We start from the raw sequence: 20,072 nt of genomic DNA on the forward strand, positions 1-20,072 counted from the left end.
CTGATTAATTTATTTGCGATAAATAATGATATATATTAAACTATGTAAGTAATTTTTTTATATAGTATTGTGTATATATTTTTATATAAATAAATCTTGATTTACTTTATCGTATAACTTATTTAAGGGAGGTATATAGTGACAGAAAATTATTAATTACTGATATATAAAGTTTTTAATTTTTATTAATTTTTTAGTTATGTTCCATAATTTTTTTTTTTCAGAGGTATTTAACCCGTTTTTTTTTTCTTGTATAATTAACTGATTGTATTGATATTCTAGGTCTTGTATTTCAAGATTATGTAAGAGTTCCTTAAATATATTATGTACGTTTTTTTTTGAAATCATATGATCCCAAATACTAAAATATTGAAAAATTTTTTCCCATTTAGTAAATCTATAAAATTCTAAAAGATGCCCAGTTTTAAAGATTTTTTTTTTAATAATTAATTGAATTAAATCTATAAAAATGCTTTTTCCGTTAATTTGAAATGTTTGAATTTTTTTAATATTTTTGATTTTTTTTACTAATATTGGATTTTGTATAATTAAACTTATTAGTAATCGCATTGTAGTCATTTTAATTGTTTTAATTTTTAATGGACTGGTATTTTTTTTTTTGATTTTAATTAATTTTTTTAATTGGTATGTATCTAATATCCCTATCGTATCCCCTAAAATTTTTCTTAGATGAATCTTTATGACCGTGCTAGGTATTTTTTTAATTAATGGAATTATGAATAGGCTTAGTTTAATGCAATCCTGAATACAGTTAAAATTAATTTTGTAAGGAATTCTTTTAAATAAAAATGAATAGAGTGGTTCAGATTGCTGTATTCTTTTTTCAAATTTTTTCTTTCCTTCTTTATGAATTAAACTACTAGGATCTTCATTATTAGGTAATAACAAAAAATCTATTTTATAGTGATCATATAAAAAAGGTAGACATGTATTTAGTAAGGCCCAATTTGCTTTTCGACCAGCATCATCTCCATCAAAACAAAATATAATATTTTTACTAATCTGAAAAAGTTTTTTTACTTGATATGAAGTAATTATTGTTCCTAGTAAAGCTACTGCATAGTTAATTTTAAATTGAGTTAGTGAAATAACATCTAAATATCCCTCTACTACTAATATTTTTTTAGGTTTAGGATTATGTAAATAAAGTTCGTATATTCCGTATAGGTTTTTTTTTTTATGAAATGTTATTGTTTCAGGTGAATTTAGGTATTTAGGGTAATTTTTATCATTTACTATTCTTCCTCCAAAACCTTTTATTCTACCGTATTGATCTTTTATTGGAAATATAATTCTTTTTTTAAATCGATCAATATAATTATTTTTTATATTTTGAATGCTTATCCCACAATCTATTAAAATAGATGTATTAATAGCAGTTTTTTCTTTAATATAATTAGTTATTTGATTATTTTCTGATATTGCGAATCCTAATGAAAATTTTTTCATTGATATATATGTAATCCCGCGTTTAACTAAGTAACTATATGCTTCATTTGGAATTTTAAGTAAATTTTTTTTATATATACTTGATATTTTTTTTAAAAGAAAATATATATTTTTTTTATAAAAATATTTTTTTTTTAATTCACTATTTTTTTGAATGTAAGGTAAATCAATTCCGTTTAATTCAGTTAATTCTTTAATGCTACTTAAGAAGTCTAATTTTTCATGTTTAATAAGAAAGTCTATTGCATTCCCGTGTACCCCGCACCCAAAGCAATAAAAAAATTGTTTTTGTGGATTTACTGTAAATGATGGTGTTTTTTCATAGTGAAAAGGACATAAAGTTTTATAATTATTACCAGTTTTTTTTAATGAAAGATGTTTGTTGATTAATTCTACAATATCCGTACGTTCTATTAATTCATGGATAAAATTTTGAGGGATTTTTTTTCTCGGTTTTTTAATTATCATATATTAATTTTTAATTTTTTTCGACCGTCATTATTTAAAATAAACGGTCTCAATATTTTAGAGTATTAAAATAATTATTTATTAATACATTCGTATACGTTTAGAATTTTCTCGTGCTAGTTTTTTAGCTAATCGTTTAATAGCTGATGCTTTTGATCTTTTTCTTTTAGTAGTAGGTTTTTCATAAAATTCTCTTCTACGTATCTCTGCGAGTATTCCAGCTTTTTCACAAGATCTCTTAAATCTTCGTAGAGCAACATCAAAGGGTTCATTTTCTCTGATTTTAATGAAGGGCATAATCATTCCCATGTAGGTTTCTTATTTTTTAAAGCGGATTTTTATATTTTAAATTAACAAAAATAAACAATTTATTTAGATAAAATATAATTTTATTCAAATATATTATATGAATAATTTTTTGTTTAGTATATATTATATCATATTTATTTAATATACATTACGCGATATATATTCTATATTTTGTTAATTAAAAATTTAATAATTTAATTTTGGAAGAATTATGAAAATATTAGGAATAGAAACTTCGTGTGACGATACTTCTGTAGCTATTTATGATGAAAAATTAGGATTAGTTTTTCATTCTACTTTAAATCAAAATAAAGTTCATGCCCCATTTCACGGAATTGTACCTGAATTAGCAGCTAGATCTCATTTAGAAAAATTAATTTTATTGGTTAAAAAAGTTGTTTTAAAATTTTCTATTGATATGAAATTAGGTGTTCATAGTGGAGTTTTGAATGCTATAGCTTATACAACAGGTCCCGGTTTAGTTGGATCATTATTAGTTGGAGCAACTATTGCTTGCTCGTTATCTTTTTCTTTAGGTATTCCTTGTATTTTAGTTAATCATTTAGAAGGACATTTATTATCGTTTATGTTAAATAATACAAAAGATACGTTTCCTTTTTTAGTGTTATTAGTATCAGGTGCTCATACGCAATTAATTGATGCTCAGCGTTTAGGAAAGTATTCTATATTAGGAGATACTTTAGATGATTCTGTTGGAAATATTTTTGATTATATAGCAAGATTATTAGGTTTAGGTTATCCTGGTGGTAAAAAATTGTCGAATTTAGCAAAACATGGTTGGTCGGGAAAATATTTTTTTCCTCGTCCAATGACTAAATATCCTAATTTAAATTTTAGTTTTTCTGGTTTAAAGACACATGTAAAAAATGTTATTTTAAGTAGTTCTGGTTCTTGTCAAGAAAAAGCTAATATTGCTAAAGCTTTTGAAGAAGCTGTAGTAGATACTTTAGTCATAAAGTGTGAGTTAGCTCTTAGAAAAACTAATTTAAGGAATATTCTTGTTTGTGGTGGAGTAAGTTCAAATTCCTTATTAAGAAAAAAATTAAAATTTTTAACAAGATCATATAACGGGCGGTTTATTGTTTCTAAAAAAAAATTTTGTACAGATAATGCAGCTATGATTGCATATGTAGGTTTTTTGAGATATAAATTAGGTTTATATTTTGAAGATACATTAATTTCAGTGCATCCAAATTTATTGATTAATGACATGATTTAATCATTTTTATAATAAACATTATAATTAGATTTGTCATACAAAATATATTATTAATTATCAAAATATTACTATAAAATTATTATTACTTTTTATATTAAAGTAATTTTTATAATTTTTATACTTTTTATTTTATCGTGGGTATAGTTTTGAAAATTTATTTAGTTGGAGGAGCGGTTCGAAATCGCTTATTAGGTTTCCCTATTAATGATCGTGATTGGGTAGTAGTAGGTTCTAGTCCTCAGGATATGTTAAAAAAAAAATATCAACAAGTAGGAAAAGATTTTCCTGTTTTTATACACCCAATTACTCATGAAGAGTATGCTTTAGCAAGAACTGAAAAAAAAAATGGATTGGGTTATTTAGGTTTTTTATGTAATTTTTCTCCTAATATTACTTTAAAAGAAGATCTGATGAGGCGTGATTTAACTATTAACTCAATGGCACAAGATGAATCAGGAAAAATTATTGATTTTTTTGGTGGTCAAAAAGATATTAAGAGGAGAGTTTTAAGACATGTATCTTCTTCTTTTAAAGAAGATCCTTTAAGGGTGCTTCGAGTTGCTCGGTTTGCTGCAATGTTATCACATTTAGGTTTTTATATTTCAAAAAAAACTTTGTCTTTCATGAAAAGTATTTGTAATAGTAAAGAATTATTATATTTAACTCCAGAGCGAATATGGAAAGAAACTTATAAGGGGTTATGCACTCCTAATCCCCAAGTTTATTTTCAAGTACTTCATCGTTGTAATGCGTTAATGTATTTATTTCCAGAAATTAATTATTTTTATTCAAGAGAATTTTCTTCTGTATTTGCTAACAAATATATTAATATTGTTAACAAAAGTTTTATTCAATTATCTAGAGTTTCTAAGAAGACTCAAAATGTTGATATTCGTTTAGCTTATTTTTTTCAATTTGTTGGTCAAATTTATTTTTTCTCTCATATGAATAAAAAAAATATTTTTTTTTGTAAAAATTCAGTTTTTTTATTAAATAACTTATTTAAAAGATTAAAGGTTCCTAAAGAAACGCAGAAATTTTCGATATTATTATGCGGATTCCATTATTTTTTACAAACTATAGAAATACAAAGTTCTGAGCTAATTGTTAATTTTTTTAATATCATGGATTTATGGAGAAAACCAAACCGGGTGGATCAATTATTATACTTAGATTTTGATTATGATTTAACATTTTATAAAAGTATTAATCGAAATAAATCATTAGGTTTTTTGTTACAACGCATGTTTTTAATTGTTAAAACTGTATCTATTGATTCACTTTCAGATAAAAAGTTATTTCAAGGTATTCAAATAAAAAATGAATTGTATCGTTTGCGAGTACAGAGATTACAACAATGGAGAAAAAATAATTTTTGATTTTTTGCTTTTTTATAGGTGTTACAATTTTATTTTTATAAATTTTAATTTTTTTTTAAAAAAATATATCACTTTTATTAAAGTAAAATTTACTATTTTGGTTTTCTATATATATTCCATCGTTTTTCTAGTTTTTATTTATTAAATTATATTCATTATTGTAATGAATATAATTTTTTTTAAAAAATTTATATTACTGCTAATATACTGATTCCAGCTCGTACATAGTATAAAAAATTTTTTTTTTTCTTCATTTTTTTGTTACTATATATTTTTATTAATGTATCAAGATTTATAATATTTTTTTTTATATTAGAGTTTTTTATGGTAAAAATAATAGTTCCGGCACAAATCTTTTGATTTTTTTTATTTTTAATCATTTGATATACTTTATTTTTTTTTTTATATTTATTTTTTATTGTAATTGTTATATTTGAATCTAATTGCATTATGAAAGACATTTTTTCTAATTGACAATTATAAATAATTCCGTTACATGGAGCAACAATGATGTTTCCTTGAGAGCATATAGTTATTTTTTTTTTATAAATTTTATTTTTTTTTTTTTCAAAGATTTTTTTGATATTTCCAGAGATTGGTGAAAAAATATATTTTTTATTATCCATTTTTATATATCCTTATAATTTTATATATAATTAACTGTTTATATTTTTAGTAGTTATTTTTAGAAGTTTTATAGAGTTCAATTTAATTTTAGATTAAAGATTTTTTTTATTTTATTTATAAAAGCGTTTATTTTGAATTTTTGAAGTATTGATTGATTTTTATTAATATGAAATTTTTATTTTTATTACGGATATATTATGAAATTTATTCACGCAAAAATTAAAGAATTAAGGTTACAACTAAGATATCATAATTACCTGTATTATACTTTAGATTCCCCTGTTATTTCTGATGATGTATATGATTCATTATATGAAAATTTAATAAATTTAGAAAAAAAATATAGAAATAGTAGTTTATTACCATTATCCCAGCCATTATTAAAACAAATTGGTGGATGTAAATTACAAGTTTTTTCTGAATCTTTTCATAAAACTCCTATGCTTTCTTTACAAAGCACTCACGATATTAATCGGATTGTGTGTTTTAATAAAAAAATAAAAAAATATTTAAATAATATAGATGATATTTTGTATTATTGTGATTTTAAATTTGATGGTTTAGCTGTTAATTTATATTATAAAAATGGTTTTTTAAAATCTGCTTCTACCCGGGGGGATGGAAGAGTTGGAGAAAATATTACTAGAAATATTCATACTATATCTTCAATACCTCGTCAAATTTTAGGAAAAGATATTCCTAGAAAAATAGAAGTACGTGGGGAAGTTTTTATGAAGAAATCTGATTTTTTTCTTTTAAATCAGTCTTGTAAACAATTAGGAAGAAAGTTATTCTCAAACCCAAGAAATGCTGCTGCTGGTTCTTTGCGTCAGTTAAATCCAGAGATTACTCAGAAGAGAAATTTAATGTTTTTTGCTTATGGATATGGTTTGTTTTCTTATAAAAAATATATAAATAGTCATTTTAATCGATTGCTGCAAATAAAAAAATGGGGATTCCCTGTATACACGGATTATATTGTTTCCAATAAATTAACGGATATAATAGATTTTTATAATCAAGCAAATAATAAACGATCTCGTTTAGATTTTGAAATTGATGGTATTGTCGTAAAAGTAAATTCAGTTTTTTCTCAAGAAAAGTTAGGATATGTTGAAAAATACCCGAGATGGGCTATAGCTTTAAAATTTTTTTCTCATGATGTAGAAACAAGAATTACTAAAATTTCTTTTCAAGTAGGTAGAACAGGAGTAATTACACCAGTCGCTTATTTTAATCCTGTTAATATTTCAGGTGTAGTCATTCGAAAAGCATCTTTATATAATTTAAAAACTATGGAAAGATTGAATATCCATATTCATGATGTAGTTACTGTGTATAGAGCAGGAGACGTTATTCCTAAAATTAGGGATATTTTAATAAATAAACGAGATATTAAGTTAGTTAAAAAAATTTTTTTTCCTAAACATTGTGTTTCATGTCATACTAAATTAATTTTCTCATCTCATTTTCATGAATTTTATTGTCCTGCTGGTTTTTCATGTCCTGATCAAAATTCAAGAAGATTAATTTATTTTGCTTCTAAAAGTGGAATTAATATTCAAGGTTTAGGAAAAAAAAATATTATTAAATTAATAAAATATGCTTATTTACGAACCCCTGTAGATTTTTTTATTTTAAATATAAAGATTTTAGGAAATATACCTGGAATAGGGGAAAAATTATCTATTAAAATTATTAAGAATATTGAACTAGCTAAAAATTGTGTTACGTTAGATAAATTTATCTGTTCATTAGGTATATTAGGTGTAGGTAAAGCGATTGCTAAAAGCATATCGAATTATTACCAGTCTGCAAAAAAATTTTTATATACTAATAAATATGAATTATCAAAAATTAATGGAATTGGAAGTAATATTAATCAGTCAATTATGACATTTATAAAAAATAAAAATAATATCAAAATTATATTACGTTTAATTAAATTATTAAATATTTCATTTGTTTATAAATAATTATTTTTTATATATAAATTAAATTGATAAATATTAAAGTATTGGGTCGTGCAGGATTTGAACCTGCGACCAATTGATTAAAAGTCAACTGCTCTACCAACTGAGCTAACGACCCTTTTATTCTTTGGGTGATGACGGTCTCGAACCGCCGACCTTCTCCGTGTAAAGGAGAAGCTCTACCAACTGAGCTAATCACCCTTACATTCTATTGTAAGAGTAGATATATTATGAGTCAATATATATTTTATATATATTAGTTTATTTGATTAAAAAATATACAATTAATATGAATTTAGTTTGTTTTAATTGATCTTTTTAGTGATAAAATTTTAAAATTGAGTATTTTATGAAAATTACAACAAGATTTTCTCCTAGTCCTACTGGTTTTTTACATATTGGCGGGGTACGCACTGCTTTGTATTCATGGTTATTTGCTCGCAAATATGGAGGCTCATTTATTTTACGTATTGAAGATACAGATATTCAGCGCATTAAAAAAGACTCAGTTACTGATATTTTGTTTGGATTAAAATATTTAGGATTGTCATGGGACAAAGGTCCTATTTATCAAAGTGATCGGTTGAAAATATATCAAGACATAATATTGTTTATGTTAAAAAAAAAGATAGCATATAAATGCTATTGTTCTCAAAAACGTTTAGAAAAATTACGGAAAAAACAAATTTTAAATAAAAAAAAACCAAAATATGATAAAAAGTGTCGCAATGCTTTGTTTATTTTCAAGAAATCTAATATCCCGTACGTTATTCGTTTTAAAAATCCTGATAAAGGGTTTGTGACATTTAAAGATATGGTTAGAGGAAATATTAGATTTTCTAATGAAGAATTAGATGATTTAATTTTACAGAGATCTAATGGTACACCAACATATAATTTTTGTGTTGTTGTAGATGACTGGAAGATGAATATTACTCATGTGATTAGAGGAGATGATCATATTAATAATACGCCTAGACAAATTAATTTATTAAATGCTTTAGGAGCTGAAATTCCTATGTATGCACACGCTTCTATGATTTTAGATCCTAGTAGAAAAAAGTTGTCTAAACGAAATAATGTTATGAGTCTTAAAAGTTACATTGAGGAAGGATTTGTTCCTGAAGCTATATTAAATTATATTGTTCGTCTTGGTTGGTCTTATAAAGATAAGGAAATATTTTCTAGAGAGGAAATGATAAGTTTATTTAATTTAAAATCTATTAGTAAATCTCCTAGTATTTTAAATTATAAAAAACTATTGTGGTTAAATCATTACTATTTTAATCATTTATCTTTAAAAGAAAAATATAAGTATTTTTCTACTTATATAAAAGATAAAAAAATTATTTTAGATTCAAAAAGCGATATTCGAGGCTTAATAAAAGATTTTTTATGTCATTACAATACTTTAAAAGAATTTTCTATTTCATATAGTTATTTTTATGAAGATATTAATTTATCTAAAGTAGATAATATGCATTTTTATTGTAGTGCTATGAATGTAAAAATTTTAAAATTTTTACATCAAAATTTTTCTTTATTAAATGTATGGAATACTAAAAATATTTTAGAAGAAATACAAAAATCGGTATTATATTTTAAGATATTTTTTCAAGATGTAGCAATTTTACTTAGAATTGGAATTTCAGGAAAAAAAAATACACCTAATATTTCTTCTATTATACTTTATATAGGGAAAGATAAATTATTGTTTCGTATAAATAATTTTATAGAATATATAAAATATTATTTAAATAAATAATATTTTATTTATAATTTTAAATGATTTAACTGACAATTAGGGAATTTTTTGTAGTGATATTTATAATTAAGTAACTACATATTATATGTCATTCTTATAGAATAATAATAAATTTATAATTCTTTTCAATGTTAAATATTATTAAATTTAATTAGACATATAATATGTATAGGATATTTAATTTGATATTTTATAATTAAATTAATTTATTAATATATTCGTGTTAAAATTAAATATAATAAGAATGTTATTTTGATTATACTTGTATATGCATTATTTCTTCATATATACTAAGCAATTTATTTTGAGCTTGCATAAAAATTTTAATTATTTCTTTTTTGTTTTTAATTTTTGAGGTTGTATTGTTTTTTTTTAAAAAAAAATTTTTTTTTTGAATATTATTTTTTTCTTTTTCTTTAATTTTTTTAATTTTATAAGATATTTGTAAAAAGTTATTCCAAATTTTATAGGATTTTTTATTCTGATTTTTATTATATAGATTTATTATTTTATTTGATGTCGTTGTTTTTGGGTGGTTGTAATTTATTTTCATAATATTTTCCTTATTTTTGATATACTATATTTTATAGTAAAATTTTTATTTTATCATATAAAAAAAGTTTATTAGTAGATATGTTTTTATTTTAAATAATTAAATGTCATTAATTTATAATTTTATCGTTGCAAATTTATATTTTTATCACAATTATTTTTAGGAAAAAATTATGGATTGGATTAAAAAATTATTTTTACAAATTAAACAACAAGGAAAGAGTTTTTTGTTTGATTGGTCCTTTCAGTTAAAGTTTTTTATCTGCATTTTTTTAATTTTTTGTATCACAATGTTTTCTTTTTTTTTATGGAATAAAAAAACTCATTATATAGTTTTATATAAAAATCTTTCCACCCTAGAAAGTCAATGTATTAAATCTAGATTACAGAAGATGCATATCCCATATCAATTACGTGATTCTTCAAAAACTCTGTTAGTTCCTGAGAAAAATATATCCCAATTACATTTTTCTTTAATGCACAATAATCATGATCAGAAAAAAAGATATGGTCTAGATTTATTAGATCAAGAAAAATTTGGAATTAGTCAATTTCATGAACAGGTAAATTATCATCGAGGTTTAGAAGGTGAATTATCTGAAACTTTAGAGCGTATTTTTCCTATTCAAAATGCTCGTATTCATTTAGTTTTTAAAAAAGATACTGATTTTTTTCAAGACTCACAGATTCCTTCTGCATCTGTAGTATTGACATTACTTCCAAATACAGAATTGAAACAGGAGCAAATTGATGCTATTACTTTGCTAGTTTCTAGTAGTGTCCCCAATCTATCCTTTGATCATATAGTATTAGTCAATCAATCTGGAGTTATACTTAATAAATATAATTTACTGAAAACTGAATTTTTTAATGAAAATAAGTATAAAAAAATTGATATTTTAGAAGAATATTATTGTAATCGTATTAAAAAAATTTTAACTCCATTATTTGGATTAAAAAATTTAGTTGTTAATGTTCAAGCTAATGTATCGTTTTATAGTGATTCTATAAATCTAATCCATAAAAAAACTCCACTTGTATCATATCCAACTAAACAATTGTTAAATAATTCTGTATATCTTCAGTCTGATTCTAAAAATAATGTTACATTATTTAATGTTTTGAGATTTAATTTCTTAAAATTTTTTTTTCCAAATTTTTTTGGTAATTGTTTTATTAATAACGATGATATAGGAAAATTAATATATCTAGACTTATTTAATATTAAATCAACTCCTCATGTTAAATCAGATCAGTTAGATTTTCATAAATTTATGAATAATCTTCAAGATACTAAATTAAGGAGTAATGATTTAAAACAAACAAATAAAAATGATTTTTTCCCTGGATTTAGAAAAAATGAAATTAAAAATTTTACAATAACAATTTTAGTAAATTATAAAAAAAACAAATCAGGTATTTTTGTTCCTTTATCTAATGAAGAGTTAAAAAGAATAAATTTATTAACTAAATCCGTAATTAATTTTTCAAAAGAAAGAGGTGATCGAGTTAATATAATTAATTTTATGTTCAATGACTCAAAAAATGAAATACCAGTTAAGAACTCATCTGTCTTAGTTTATTATTATTTTTATTATCTTTTATTCTTTTGTCTGGGTATCTTCTCCCTTTTTTTTGTATGGTTTTTAAAAAAAGTTTTTTTAAATTTTTGGTTAGATAATTTTAAAAAAAATGATATTTCTCGGGGTACACATACAAATATTATCTCAAATCATAAAGAAAATAATAAATTAAAAAATAATAATTTTTGTATTAAGAAAGTTGTACTTAATAAAAATCCTAAAATTGTTGAGAGAGTAATACGTTATTGGATAAAAAGGAAATGATTCATTTAAATGGTATACAAAAAAGCGCTTTATTGTTATTATCTCTAGATTTAGAAGAGTCCGTACAGGTATTAAAATTTTTTACTGAATTAGAAATTAGTGTTTTTATGGAAACGATTGTATCCTTTGATGCAAATATAATTCAGTTTTCTGATGTAGTGCTTCATGATTTCTATGTTATTTTAAAAAAAAATCAAATTTTTAATTTTGATATGAAATCACATATATCTGGAATAGTAGAAAAATCTATAGGAAAACGGAAATCTAATAAATTACTAAAAAATAGTTTTATGAAAAGTGTTTTTTTACATAATATTTCTAGATTAGAGTTGTTAGGTTCAAAGAATATATTTTTTTTAATTCAAAATGAAAATTTAAATATTATTTCAACTTTATTAATGTATATAAATTATAATATATCTGCACAGATTTTGGCATTATTTGAGAAAAAAAAAAGATCAGATATTTTAATTAGAATAATGTATTGTGTAGATCTTCAGGAAACAGTTTTTATTGAATTAAATAAAATAGTACACTGCATTTTATTAGATTATCAAAAATCGTCTTTAGAAGAATGCAGAATTGATAAAATTATTAGTATACTATTATTTTTTAAAAAAAATAATATTATTCAATGGATCAAAAAAATAAATACATCATACTCATATATATTAAATAATAGAATTATTAAATATTTTAAATTTGAAAATATTATAGATCTAACGGATAGTAGTATTAAGTTTATTATTAATAATATTGATATTAATCAATTATGTATTGTATTAACTCATGAAGATAATATTGTAAAAAAAAAGTTTATTAATAATATGTCGATAAATAACTTGAAATATTTCAAAGATACTTCTTTCGTGAATTCACAGGTCTCGTTAGAAAAAATATATTTAAAAAGAAATTTATTGCTGACAAAAATTAAACAATATATAAGGGACGGGAAGGTATTCATAGAATAAAATTAGGTAGAATATATGAAAAAATTTATAAAAAATGATTTATGGAAAAAGTGGAATCCTAGGAAATTAGACAAATCATTTCATTTAGTCAATTTCCTAGACGGAAAAAAATATAAAAAAATTTTATCTGAACCTTTTTCTAAAGAAAAAAAATTTGATAAATTAAAATATTCTCATATTTATAAAAAAGGATATAATCAAGGGTGGTTAGACGGTTATAAAAAAGGATATTATTCTGGTTGGTTTCAAGGCCGTGTTGCTGGAAATAATTTATTTCTAGAAACTTTTTCTCGTTGTATTCAAATACAATGCGCAAATTTATTAAAAAAATTTCAGATAGCTATATATCATTTTAATGATGGTTTTTCAAAACGTTTAATGAGAATTGTACTACGATTATCAAAAATTTTAGTAGATGATATTTTTATAATTAATAAAAATTATATAAAAGAAAAAATTAAACAATTAACACAAAAATCACATCTTATGTTTAAAAAATTACAACTACATGTTCATCCAGAAGATTATGATATAGTAAAGAAGAAATTTGGAACATTAATGAACATGTATGGTTGGATAATAGTTTTAAACGAAAAAATAGATACTAATAGCTATAAAATTATTACACAAGAAGGAGAATTAGATGCTTCTATGTCATCTTTTTGGAATCGAGTAAATAATGCGGCTAATTTATCGGATTAAAAATATATGAATATATCATTAAATTCTTGGTTTAATAAAATTGATATATTTGAAGAAAATATATCCTATCTGACTAATACAATATATTCGGGTCGAGTATTAAGTGTTAATAACTCAATCATTGAAATTACTGGGATATATGCGCCTATTGGGAATTTTTGCTGGGTTGAGCGAATACATAAAGAACAAATTTCTTTAATGATGTGTAAGATAGTTGGTTTTAATAAAAAAATTGTTTTTGTAACACCTTTGCAAAATTTAGATGGTATTTTTCCTGGAGCTAGAGTTTTTAATCAGAATGATACAACCAATCATGGTATAAAAAATAATATTTTTCCTTTAAGTAAAAATTTATTAGGTCGTGTCTTAGATGGGCTAGGATTTCCTTTAGATAATAAAGGGATTGTTCATTCTAAGAAAAAATTATTTAATTTTTTTAAAACTCCTATCAATCCCCTTAAAAGGGCTCCTGTTACAGAAATTTTAGATACTGGAGTTCGTGTTATTAACAGTCTATTAACGATTGGTAAAGGACAAAGGATGGGAATATTCTCTCAAGCCGGGATAGGGAAAAGTATGTTGCTTGGTATGATTTCTAGGCATTCAGACGCTGATATTATTGTAGTTTCTTTAGTTGGAGAAAGAGGAAGAGAAGTAAAAGATTTTATTGATAATATTTTAGGATTAAAGAGTTTAAAAAAATCTGTTGTAATTGTTTCCCCGGCTGATGTTACACCGATGTATAAGATACAGTCAGTACAATATGCTACATCTATAGCAGAATATTTTTGCAAACAAGGGAATCATGTATTATTAATAGTAGATTCTTTAACGCGATATGCTATGGCTTATAGAGAGATATCTAATTCAATGAAAGAAGCTCCGGTATTAAAAGGATATCCTGCATCTATTTTTTCGAGTATTCCATATTTAGTTGAGCGTACAGGTAATATCCATAATAGATTAGGATCAATTACTTCTTTTTATACAGTCCTAACTGAAGGAGATTTGTATAACGATCCTGTTTTAGATATAGCAAAATCTGTATTGGATGGTCATATTATATTATCTAATACTTTATCGCAATCAGGACATTATCCGGCTATTGATGTTCAAAAATCTATTAGTCGATCTATGCATTCTATTATAGATAGTGATCATTATAAAAATGCTATTTATGCTAAAAAAATAATTTCATGTTATAATAATCATTATGATATAATTAATTTGGGTGTTTACTCTCCAGGAACAAATAAACTACTAGATAAATCAATACGTATTTGGCCATATTTAACAGATTTTTTACAGCAAGATCTTTTGAGTAGTTTTTCATATTACGAGTCTGTTATAGGTTTATCAAAGTTATTAAAATAAAGTTAAATTTTAAATACGGGAGGTTGTATGGTTTTTAATGTATCACATATATATATTATGAAAAAAAAATAGAATTAGATATTAAAAAGAATCTAACTTCTTTAAATTTTTATAAAAATAAAAAAAAAAAAATACAAGAATATTTATTAAAAATTAAAAGATATATAAAAAAATACATTTTTTTATTATATAAGAAATATTTATATGGAATTAAAAAATATATCATTAAAGTATATATTAATTTTATATTAATGTTACAAGTAGCCATGAAAAAGCAAAATTTTTGGGTAACATATTTTAAGAAAAAGATTAGAAGGAAATATGTTATATATAATCGACTATATTCTACTTTAGAACAATGGAAAATATTAGAATCGCGTTTCAAGTATCGAATAAAAAAAAAACGAATGTTAACAGAACAACGCGAAGAAAATATTATGTGTTTAAATATTTATAATATTTATTTAAAATAAAAATTAGATATGATCTAGATTTTTATTATTTGTATTATTTTTTAAATATAATGTATAATAATTTTTATAAAAAATATTATCCCTTCTCTATCTATTTAAAAAAATATTTATGTTAAAATTACAATCTAAATTATTTTGTCATGATTCTAAAAATAAAAAGTTGAATCGAATAAATTTTATTAATTTTTATTTAAAAAGAAAAACTTTCTTTTTTCAATTTATTTTGCATGATTTTTGTTTGTTGTTTAAAAAAAAATTTGAAGAATTTTTTTCTTGTAATATTACAATAGATTTTTTGCGATGTTTTGTCAATCCTCGAACAGATATAGAATATTTATGTTCTCAATATATAGGAAAACAGTTTTTTTTAAAAGAAAGTATTACAGATATATGCGCTATTATAATTAAAAAAAATTTTTTTTCTTTTTTTATTAATTATTTATTTGGAAATAGGCAATTTTCTATACATAAGAATAATAAATCTTTAACAAAGAATGAAATAATTATTGCAGAATCTTTCTTTGAAAAAATATTTAAAATTTTGAATAAGACACTTTTTTTTGATTTCAACTGTTCTATTATTAATAATTTTGAGTATGTAAAATTAAAATATTTTCAATGTCATTGCTTTTCTAGTGATTCTTATGCTTGTTTAATTTTTAAAGTATTTTTAAATAGAATTGTTACTAATTTATATATCTATATACCTTTAAATATGGTAAAAAATTTTCAAAAATAAATTTTTAGTTATAATTTAAATTATTTTTATAAAAATTTTATTTATCTATGATGTTAACTGTAATGTAATACATAGTGACATGTATCTGATAATTCAATTTTAAAAAAATATAAATTATATAGGTAATATCATGAAAGAAAAAAATAAAGAATTAAATAAAATGGATTCAACAGAAATAACAAATAACTCAGTATTAGAAAAAAATAAAAATTATTCTAATAATGCTAATTTTTTTAAAAAAAAAAGAAGTGCGTCAGATGATATATTTCAAAAAATAGATTCTTCTAAACTGGATAATTCTGTTTTTATGTCCGTTCCTTTACATTTAACTGTAGAATTAGGAAAAAAGAAAATTACTATTCAAGAATTATTACAATTATCAAATGGTTCTATTTTAGCATTAGAAGATAAAGTAGATGAGCCATTAAATATTTTTGTAAATAATTTTTTAATTGCTTTAGGAGAATTGGTTGTTCATAATAATAAATATGGTGTTCGTATTATAAAGTTGATGTCTAATCAAATAAAATAAAGTTATTTTAATTCAATATGATATGGATAGTTTTATGAAATTATTTAATTTAATTCAATTAAAATCTATATATATATTCAATCATGCAATTTTAAAAAAATACATAGGTGTCAGTAGTATGATTAGCGTTTTATTATACATTTTAGGAATATTTTTGTTTTTATTTGTTTTAGTTAAAATATTTAGATTATTTAATCATAAAAGTAATATGAACAATTATATGTATATAACTGATCGAATTTACTTAAATTCTACTCAGTATGTTTGTATATTAAATATCAATAATATGCGATTATTATTGAGCGTTACTAATAGTGCAATTAATTTAATACATATTTTACCTCCAAATGAAAATATCATTATTAAAAAGCAAAAACAATATTTTATATTTACTTTATTTTTGAATATTTTTCGATTAATTTTAGGTTTTTTTAGATAAAAGGTATATATATATCAATATATACAATTTTTTTTATTATGTTTTTGATTTTTTTTTAAATCAGGCTCATTAATTAAATGATTAACTTTAATTTAAAGTGGAGTTTATCCTATTGAATATTTCCATTCAATCGTTTCTTTTAGTTTCTTTATTAAGTTTCGTTCCTGCTTGTTTGTTAATGATGACATGTTTTACTCGTATTATTATAGTTTTTAGTTGTTTAAGAAATGCTTTAGGGGTCCCTTATTCTCCTCCTAATCAAGTATTAATCGGATTGTCTTTATTTTTGACATTTTTTGTAATGTCTCCAGTAATAGATAAAATCTATCATACAGCATGTATTCCTTTATATAAAAATGAAATTACTTTAAATTCGGCGATAAAAAAAACTTTAAACCCTTTATGTAGTTTTATGTTAAAGCAAACTCGTAAATCTGATATTTCTATTTTCTGGGGGTTAGCAAAAATACCTTATTCTATGAACAAAGAGAATATTCCGATTCAGATTTTAATTCCAGCATTTATTATTAGTGAATTAAAAACTGCTTTTCAAATTGGATTTACAATTTTTTTGCCTTTTTTGATTGTTGATTTAGTTATTGCTAGTATTTTAATGTCTTTAGGTATGGTAATGATCCCTCCAGCAACTATTTCTTTGCCATTTAAGTTGATTCTTTTTGTTTTATCAGATGGTTGGAGATTATTGGTATTATCTCTCTCAAAGAGTTTTATTATATAAAAGTATATTTTTGGTTGTTATGATGAATAAAATGGGTGTGTATATGAGTCAAGATTTTTTTCTTATATTATTTAAAGATTCAGTAAAATTTGCTTTTTTGTTATCAGCTCCTTGTTTACTAGCATCTTTATTTAGTGGAATTTTAATTAGTTTTTTTCAATCTTCTATGCAGATTAGTGAACAGACACTGTCTTTCATACCAAAAATTATTTCTGTTTTTTTATCATGTATATTTTTTGGTCCATGGATGTTGCAGGTAACCGTAGATTACATAAAAAATATTTTTTATATAATATCGATTTTAAAATAAAGTATTATCATGAATAATTTATTTTTTTGGTTTGCCCCGTTTTTAAGTTATGATGTTATTTTAATTATGATTCGTATTTTTTCATTGTTAATTTATTCTAATATACTGAATTATATAAATATTAATGATTTTTACAAGTTTTTCCTTATTTACTTAGTAAGCAATTTATTTTCTCCATTTATATTTATAGAAAATAAATATCATTTTTGTACTTTAGGTTTTCTCGGTATTGCATTACACCAATTATTTATTGGTATGTTAATGGGTATAGCATGGAAATGTGTTACCGCTTGTATATTTTGCATAGGAGAAATTATTAGCTCACAAATTGGTTTATCATTCTCTATTGTTTTAGATATGAAAAATCAATTCTATTCCTTATTAATTTCCAATTTATTAAATATTTTTTTTTTATTTTCGTTTTTTATTTTAAATTTTCATTTATATTTAGTAATTTTATTTATTAAAAGTTTTTCTATACCTTTCTTCAATAGTATTGATATATATCAGAATGTTTTTTTATCTTTAATAAATTTTTCAAACATTATTTTTTTAAATGCAGTACATTTTTCTATACCAGTATTATTTTTGTTTTTAATTTTGTATATAGCATTTATGATATTTAATCGTTTAGATCCTAATACTTCTTTATTTTCTTCTTTTTCTATTTTTGTTTTATTAGTAGGGATATTTATTTTAAGATATTTTATTTATAATTTATATTTTTTCAGTAGTTTATTAATAAATAATTTACTTAATTATTTAAGTATTTTATTTTTTAAAACGAAATTGAATTAATAACCATATTATTTTTTAAATTTTCAGTATTTTTAAAAATATATTTAATTGGAGATCTTATGATAGATCTCCAGTACTTAAAATTAATACTATTTTGTTTATCTATTTTTTATTTAATTTTTTTTTCTTCGTATAAAACATGTTTTTTTATGATAGGATCATATTTTTTTAATTTTAATTTATTACTTTGATTAATTTTATTTTTAGTAGTGGTGTAATAATGATGACTTCCACTAGATGATATTAATTTTATTTTAACTCTATTACTTTTTGCCATATTTTATCTTCTTATAATATATATTTTTTATATATTTCTGAAATTCCAAATTTATTAATCATACGTAATCCTTTAGCTGATATTCGTATTTTTATTTTTTTTTTCTCTTGTGGTAGCCAAAATGTATGGTATTGTATATTTAAGGAAAATTTTCTTTTAGTAGCATTCATTGCATGTGATCTATTATTTCCTAACATAGTTTTTTTTTTGGTAATTTGACATATTTTTGACATATTTTTCCTATGACTTGTATTTTTTATTTTTTAAGAGATATTTTTGAATTTTATTAATATTTTTTATTATTATTTTTTATATGATATCTATTTATTGCTTTTGTGATTATATATTTAGCTTCTTCAAAATTTTTCCAACCTTTTACCTTAGTCCACTTATTTTTTTCTAGATTTTTATAGTTTTCAAAAAAGTATATAATTTGTTGTTTTAGTGATTTTGATATTTGATCAATATCATGAATTTTTTTATATTCTTTTGTAATTTTTTTATGCGGGACGGCAAGTATTTTTTCGTCATTTCCTGATTCATCTTCCATCTCTAAAACCCCTACAGGGATACATCTAATTACAGATGTAGACTGTATAGGGTATGGAGTAGGTATTAAAACATCTAATGGATCTCCATCTAAAGCGAGAGTTTGATTAATAAATCCATAATTACAAGGATAAAACATATTTGTTGGTATAAATCTATCTACATATAGAGCTTTGAATGATTTATTTATTTCATATTTAATAGGATAAGAGAAAGCTGGAATTTCAATAATTACATATATTTCATGTGGAGCATTTTTTCCAGATGGTATATTATTTATGTTATTCATTTTGTTTTTATTTTTTCCGTTCTGAATATTATAATAACTATATTTTTATACTCAGTTTATTAAAAATATATTTTTTTCGTATTACTATTTTATAGTACTATACTACAGTATAGTCATAATGATAAAAATTATCTTTAAAAATATGTTTTTATTTTTATAAAAAGTATTTTTTTATTCCATGTCATATATAAGTATTATATGTCTTATAATTTTATATGGATTACTTTATTTATATTTTTATTTTGAAATA

22 protein-coding genes and 2 tRNA genes are annotated in these 20,072 nt (G+C 22.1%); 15 read left to right on the top strand and 9 right to left on the bottom strand.

Annotation, left to right across the window (positions count from 1 at the left end; genetic code table 11):
• Positions 1–156: 156 nt before the first annotated feature.
• Together dnaG and rpsU are read right to left on the bottom strand one after the other, a co-directional pair.
• Positions 157–1,938 (bottom strand): DNA primase, encoded by a 1,782-nt coding sequence (gene dnaG / locus EAO23_RS00175; RefSeq protein WP_231996023.1) that lies wholly within the window; start codon positions 1,936–1,938, stop codon positions 157–159.
• Positions 1,939–2,019: 81 nt separating this feature from the next.
• Entirely contained in the window at positions 2,020–2,235 is a 216-nt protein-coding gene (rpsU, locus tag EAO23_RS00180) for a 30S ribosomal protein S21 (protein WP_158348906.1), read from the bottom strand.
• 223 nt (positions 2,236–2,458) lie between these two features.
• Here rpsU and tsaD point away from each other — a divergent pair, with 223 nt between their 5' ends.
• Both tsaD and EAO23_RS00190 read left to right on the top strand, forming a co-directional pair.
• Positions 2,459–3,487, top strand: coding sequence for a tRNA (adenosine(37)-N6)-threonylcarbamoyltransferase complex transferase subunit TsaD (tsaD, locus tag EAO23_RS00185; RefSeq protein WP_158348907.1), 1,029 nt, complete (start codon positions 2,459–2,461; stop codon positions 3,485–3,487).
• A gap of 146 nt (positions 3,488–3,633) precedes the next feature.
• Complete coding sequence (locus tag EAO23_RS00190; RefSeq protein ID WP_158348908.1) at positions 3,634–4,866, top strand: CCA-adding protein; 1,233 nt, start codon at positions 3,634–3,636, stop codon at positions 4,864–4,866.
• A gap of 188 nt (positions 4,867–5,054) precedes the next feature.
• Here EAO23_RS00190 and EAO23_RS00195 read toward each other — a convergent pair whose 3' ends face one another.
• Positions 5,055–5,492: a hypothetical protein gene (locus EAO23_RS00195; RefSeq protein WP_158348909.1), complete on the bottom strand. Its 438-nt coding sequence runs from the start codon at positions 5,490–5,492 to the stop codon at positions 5,055–5,057.
• Between the two features lie 198 nt (positions 5,493–5,690).
• On the opposite strand from EAO23_RS00195, the gene ligA reads away from it, so the two are divergent.
• Positions 5,691–7,469, top strand: coding sequence for an NAD-dependent DNA ligase LigA (ligA, locus tag EAO23_RS00200; RefSeq protein WP_158348910.1), 1,779 nt, complete (start codon positions 5,691–5,693; stop codon positions 7,467–7,469).
• A gap of 42 nt (positions 7,470–7,511) precedes the next feature.
• Here the strand turns inward: ligA and EAO23_RS00205 are convergent.
• Together EAO23_RS00205 and EAO23_RS00210 are read right to left on the bottom strand one after the other, a co-directional pair.
• Positions 7,512–7,584, bottom strand: a tRNA-Lys gene (locus EAO23_RS00205).
• 10 nt (positions 7,585–7,594) lie between these two features.
• Positions 7,595–7,667: transfer RNA gene (locus tag EAO23_RS00210), tRNA-Val, on the bottom strand.
• A gap of 148 nt (positions 7,668–7,815) precedes the next feature.
• Here EAO23_RS00210 and gltX point away from each other — a divergent pair.
• Positions 7,816–9,231 (top strand): glutamate--tRNA ligase, encoded by a 1,416-nt coding sequence (gene gltX, locus EAO23_RS00215; protein WP_158348911.1) that lies wholly within the window; start codon positions 7,816–7,818, stop codon positions 9,229–9,231.
• Positions 9,232–9,487: 256 nt separating this feature from the next.
• Here the strand turns inward: gltX and EAO23_RS00220 are convergent, their stop codons facing one another.
• Positions 9,488–9,784 (bottom strand): hypothetical protein, encoded by a 297-nt coding sequence (locus EAO23_RS00220; protein WP_158348912.1) that lies wholly within the window; start codon positions 9,782–9,784, stop codon positions 9,488–9,490.
• Positions 9,785–9,956: 172 nt separating this feature from the next.
• On the opposite strand from EAO23_RS00220, the gene fliF reads away from it, so the two are divergent.
• The 11 genes from fliF (at position 9,957) to EAO23_RS00275 (ending at position 18,707) form a co-directional block, all read left to right on the top strand.
• Positions 9,957–11,630 (top strand): flagellar basal-body MS-ring/collar protein FliF, encoded by a 1,674-nt coding sequence (fliF, locus tag EAO23_RS00225; RefSeq protein ID WP_158348913.1) that lies wholly within the window; start codon positions 9,957–9,959, stop codon positions 11,628–11,630.
• Positions 11,627–12,601, top strand: coding sequence for a FliG C-terminal domain-containing protein (locus EAO23_RS00230; RefSeq protein ID WP_158348914.1), 975 nt, complete (start codon positions 11,627–11,629; stop codon positions 12,599–12,601). Before fliF ends, EAO23_RS00230 begins: the two co-directional genes overlap by 4 nt.
• A 15-nt stretch (positions 12,602–12,616) precedes the next feature.
• On the top strand, positions 12,617–13,303 hold the full coding sequence (locus tag EAO23_RS00235; RefSeq protein WP_158348915.1) for a FliH/SctL family protein: 687 nt from the start codon (positions 12,617–12,619) through the stop codon (positions 13,301–13,303).
• Between the two features lie 6 nt (positions 13,304–13,309).
• Positions 13,310–14,677, top strand: coding sequence for a FliI/YscN family ATPase (locus tag EAO23_RS00240; protein ID WP_158348916.1), 1,368 nt, complete (start codon positions 13,310–13,312; stop codon positions 14,675–14,677).
• 266 nt (positions 14,678–14,943) lie between these two features.
• The gene (locus tag EAO23_RS00245) at positions 14,944–15,150 is read left to right on the top strand and encodes a hypothetical protein (protein WP_158348917.1); all 207 of its coding nucleotides are present in this window, start codon (positions 14,944–14,946) and stop codon (positions 15,148–15,150) included.
• 109 nt (positions 15,151–15,259) lie between these two features.
• The gene (locus tag EAO23_RS00250) at positions 15,260–15,889 is read left to right on the top strand and encodes a hypothetical protein (RefSeq protein WP_158348918.1); all 630 of its coding nucleotides are present in this window, start codon (positions 15,260–15,262) and stop codon (positions 15,887–15,889) included.
• A 130-nt stretch (positions 15,890–16,019) separates the two neighbouring features.
• Complete coding sequence (fliN, locus tag EAO23_RS00255; protein ID WP_158348919.1) at positions 16,020–16,421, top strand: flagellar motor switch protein FliN; 402 nt, start codon at positions 16,020–16,022, stop codon at positions 16,419–16,421.
• Positions 16,422–16,455: 34 nt separating this feature from the next.
• Positions 16,456–16,860, top strand: coding sequence for a flagellar biosynthetic protein FliO (locus EAO23_RS00260; RefSeq protein ID WP_158348920.1), 405 nt, complete (start codon positions 16,456–16,458; stop codon positions 16,858–16,860).
• Between the two features lie 112 nt (positions 16,861–16,972).
• Positions 16,973–17,599 carry a flagellar type III secretion system pore protein FliP gene (gene fliP, locus EAO23_RS00265; protein ID WP_269460653.1) on the top strand — a complete coding sequence of 209 codons (627 nt, stop codon included), beginning with the start codon at positions 16,973–16,975 and terminating at the stop codon, positions 17,597–17,599.
• A 19-nt stretch (positions 17,600–17,618) separates the two neighbouring features.
• A complete protein-coding gene (locus EAO23_RS00270; protein WP_231996031.1) occupies positions 17,619–17,909 on the top strand; it encodes a flagellar biosynthetic protein FliQ in 291 nt (96 codons plus the stop codon).
• A 9-nt stretch (positions 17,910–17,918) separates the two neighbouring features.
• Positions 17,919–18,707, top strand: coding sequence for a flagellar biosynthetic protein FliR (locus EAO23_RS00275; RefSeq protein WP_158348924.1), 789 nt, complete (start codon positions 17,919–17,921; stop codon positions 18,705–18,707).
• A gap of 109 nt (positions 18,708–18,816) precedes the next feature.
• Here the strand turns inward: EAO23_RS00275 and rpmG are convergent, their stop codons facing one another.
• The 3 genes from rpmG to ppa are packed head-to-tail and all read right to left on the bottom strand — an operon-like array spanning position 18,817 to position 19,822.
• The gene (gene rpmG / locus EAO23_RS00280; RefSeq protein WP_158348926.1) at positions 18,817–18,984 is read right to left on the bottom strand and encodes a 50S ribosomal protein L33; all 168 of its coding nucleotides are present in this window, start codon (positions 18,982–18,984) and stop codon (positions 18,817–18,819) included.
• Positions 18,985–18,995: 11 nt separating this feature from the next.
• The gene (gene rpmB / locus EAO23_RS00285; protein ID WP_158348928.1) at positions 18,996–19,217 is read right to left on the bottom strand and encodes a 50S ribosomal protein L28; all 222 of its coding nucleotides are present in this window, start codon (positions 19,215–19,217) and stop codon (positions 18,996–18,998) included.
• 53 nt (positions 19,218–19,270) lie between these two features.
• Positions 19,271–19,822 carry an inorganic diphosphatase gene (gene ppa / locus EAO23_RS00290; RefSeq protein WP_158348930.1) on the bottom strand — a complete coding sequence of 184 codons (552 nt, stop codon included), beginning with the start codon at positions 19,820–19,822 and terminating at the stop codon, positions 19,271–19,273.
• Between the last annotated feature and the right edge of the window lie 250 nt (positions 19,823–20,072).

The organism is Buchnera aphidicola (Cinara strobi) (genome assembly GCF_900560745.1).
Taxonomy (GTDB): Bacteria; Pseudomonadota; Gammaproteobacteria; order Enterobacterales; family Enterobacteriaceae; genus Buchnera_F; species Buchnera_F aphidicola_AJ.

Bases quoted from the DNA above. Each gene is read 5' to 3' on its own strand.
- dnaG (WP_231996023.1), bottom strand. From the start codon at position 1,938: ATGATAATTAAAAAACCGAGAAAAAAAATCCCTCAAAATTTTATCCAT.
- rpsU (WP_158348906.1), bottom strand. From the start codon at position 2,235: ATGCCCTTCATTAAAATCAGAGAAAATGAACCCTTTGATGTTGCTCTA.
- tsaD (WP_158348907.1), top strand. From the start codon at position 2,459: ATGAAAATATTAGGAATAGAAACTTCGTGTGACGATACTTCTGTAGCT.
- EAO23_RS00195 (WP_158348909.1), bottom strand. From the start codon at position 5,492: ATGGATAATAAAAAATATATTTTTTCACCAATCTCTGGAAATATCAAA.
- ligA (WP_158348910.1), top strand. From the start codon at position 5,691: ATGAAATTTATTCACGCAAAAATTAAAGAATTAAGGTTACAACTAAGA.
- gltX (WP_158348911.1), top strand. From the start codon at position 7,816: ATGAAAATTACAACAAGATTTTCTCCTAGTCCTACTGGTTTTTTACAT.
- EAO23_RS00220 (WP_158348912.1), bottom strand. From the start codon at position 9,784: ATGAAAATAAATTACAACCACCCAAAAACAACGACATCAAATAAAATA.
- fliF (WP_158348913.1), top strand. From the start codon at position 9,957: ATGGATTGGATTAAAAAATTATTTTTACAAATTAAACAACAAGGAAAG.
- EAO23_RS00230 (WP_158348914.1), top strand. From the start codon at position 11,627: ATGATTCATTTAAATGGTATACAAAAAAGCGCTTTATTGTTATTATCT.
- EAO23_RS00235 (WP_158348915.1), top strand. From the start codon at position 12,617: ATGAAAAAATTTATAAAAAATGATTTATGGAAAAAGTGGAATCCTAGG.
- EAO23_RS00240 (WP_158348916.1), top strand. From the start codon at position 13,310: ATGAATATATCATTAAATTCTTGGTTTAATAAAATTGATATATTTGAA.
- EAO23_RS00245 (WP_158348917.1), top strand. From the start codon at position 14,944: ATGAAAAAGCAAAATTTTTGGGTAACATATTTTAAGAAAAAGATTAGA.
- EAO23_RS00250 (WP_158348918.1), top strand. From the start codon at position 15,260: ATGTTAAAATTACAATCTAAATTATTTTGTCATGATTCTAAAAATAAA.
- fliN (WP_158348919.1), top strand. From the start codon at position 16,020: ATGAAAGAAAAAAATAAAGAATTAAATAAAATGGATTCAACAGAAATA.
- EAO23_RS00260 (WP_158348920.1), top strand. From the start codon at position 16,456: ATGAAATTATTTAATTTAATTCAATTAAAATCTATATATATATTCAAT.
- EAO23_RS00270 (WP_231996031.1), top strand. From the start codon at position 17,619: ATGATGAATAAAATGGGTGTGTATATGAGTCAAGATTTTTTTCTTATA.
- EAO23_RS00275 (WP_158348924.1), top strand. From the start codon at position 17,919: ATGAATAATTTATTTTTTTGGTTTGCCCCGTTTTTAAGTTATGATGTT.
- rpmG (WP_158348926.1), bottom strand. From the start codon at position 18,984: ATGGCAAAAAGTAATAGAGTTAAAATAAAATTAATATCATCTAGTGGA.
- rpmB (WP_158348928.1), bottom strand. From the start codon at position 19,217: ATGTCAAAAATATGTCAAATTACCAAAAAAAAAACTATGTTAGGAAAT.
- ppa (WP_158348930.1), bottom strand. From the start codon at position 19,822: ATGAATAACATAAATAATATACCATCTGGAAAAAATGCTCCACATGAA.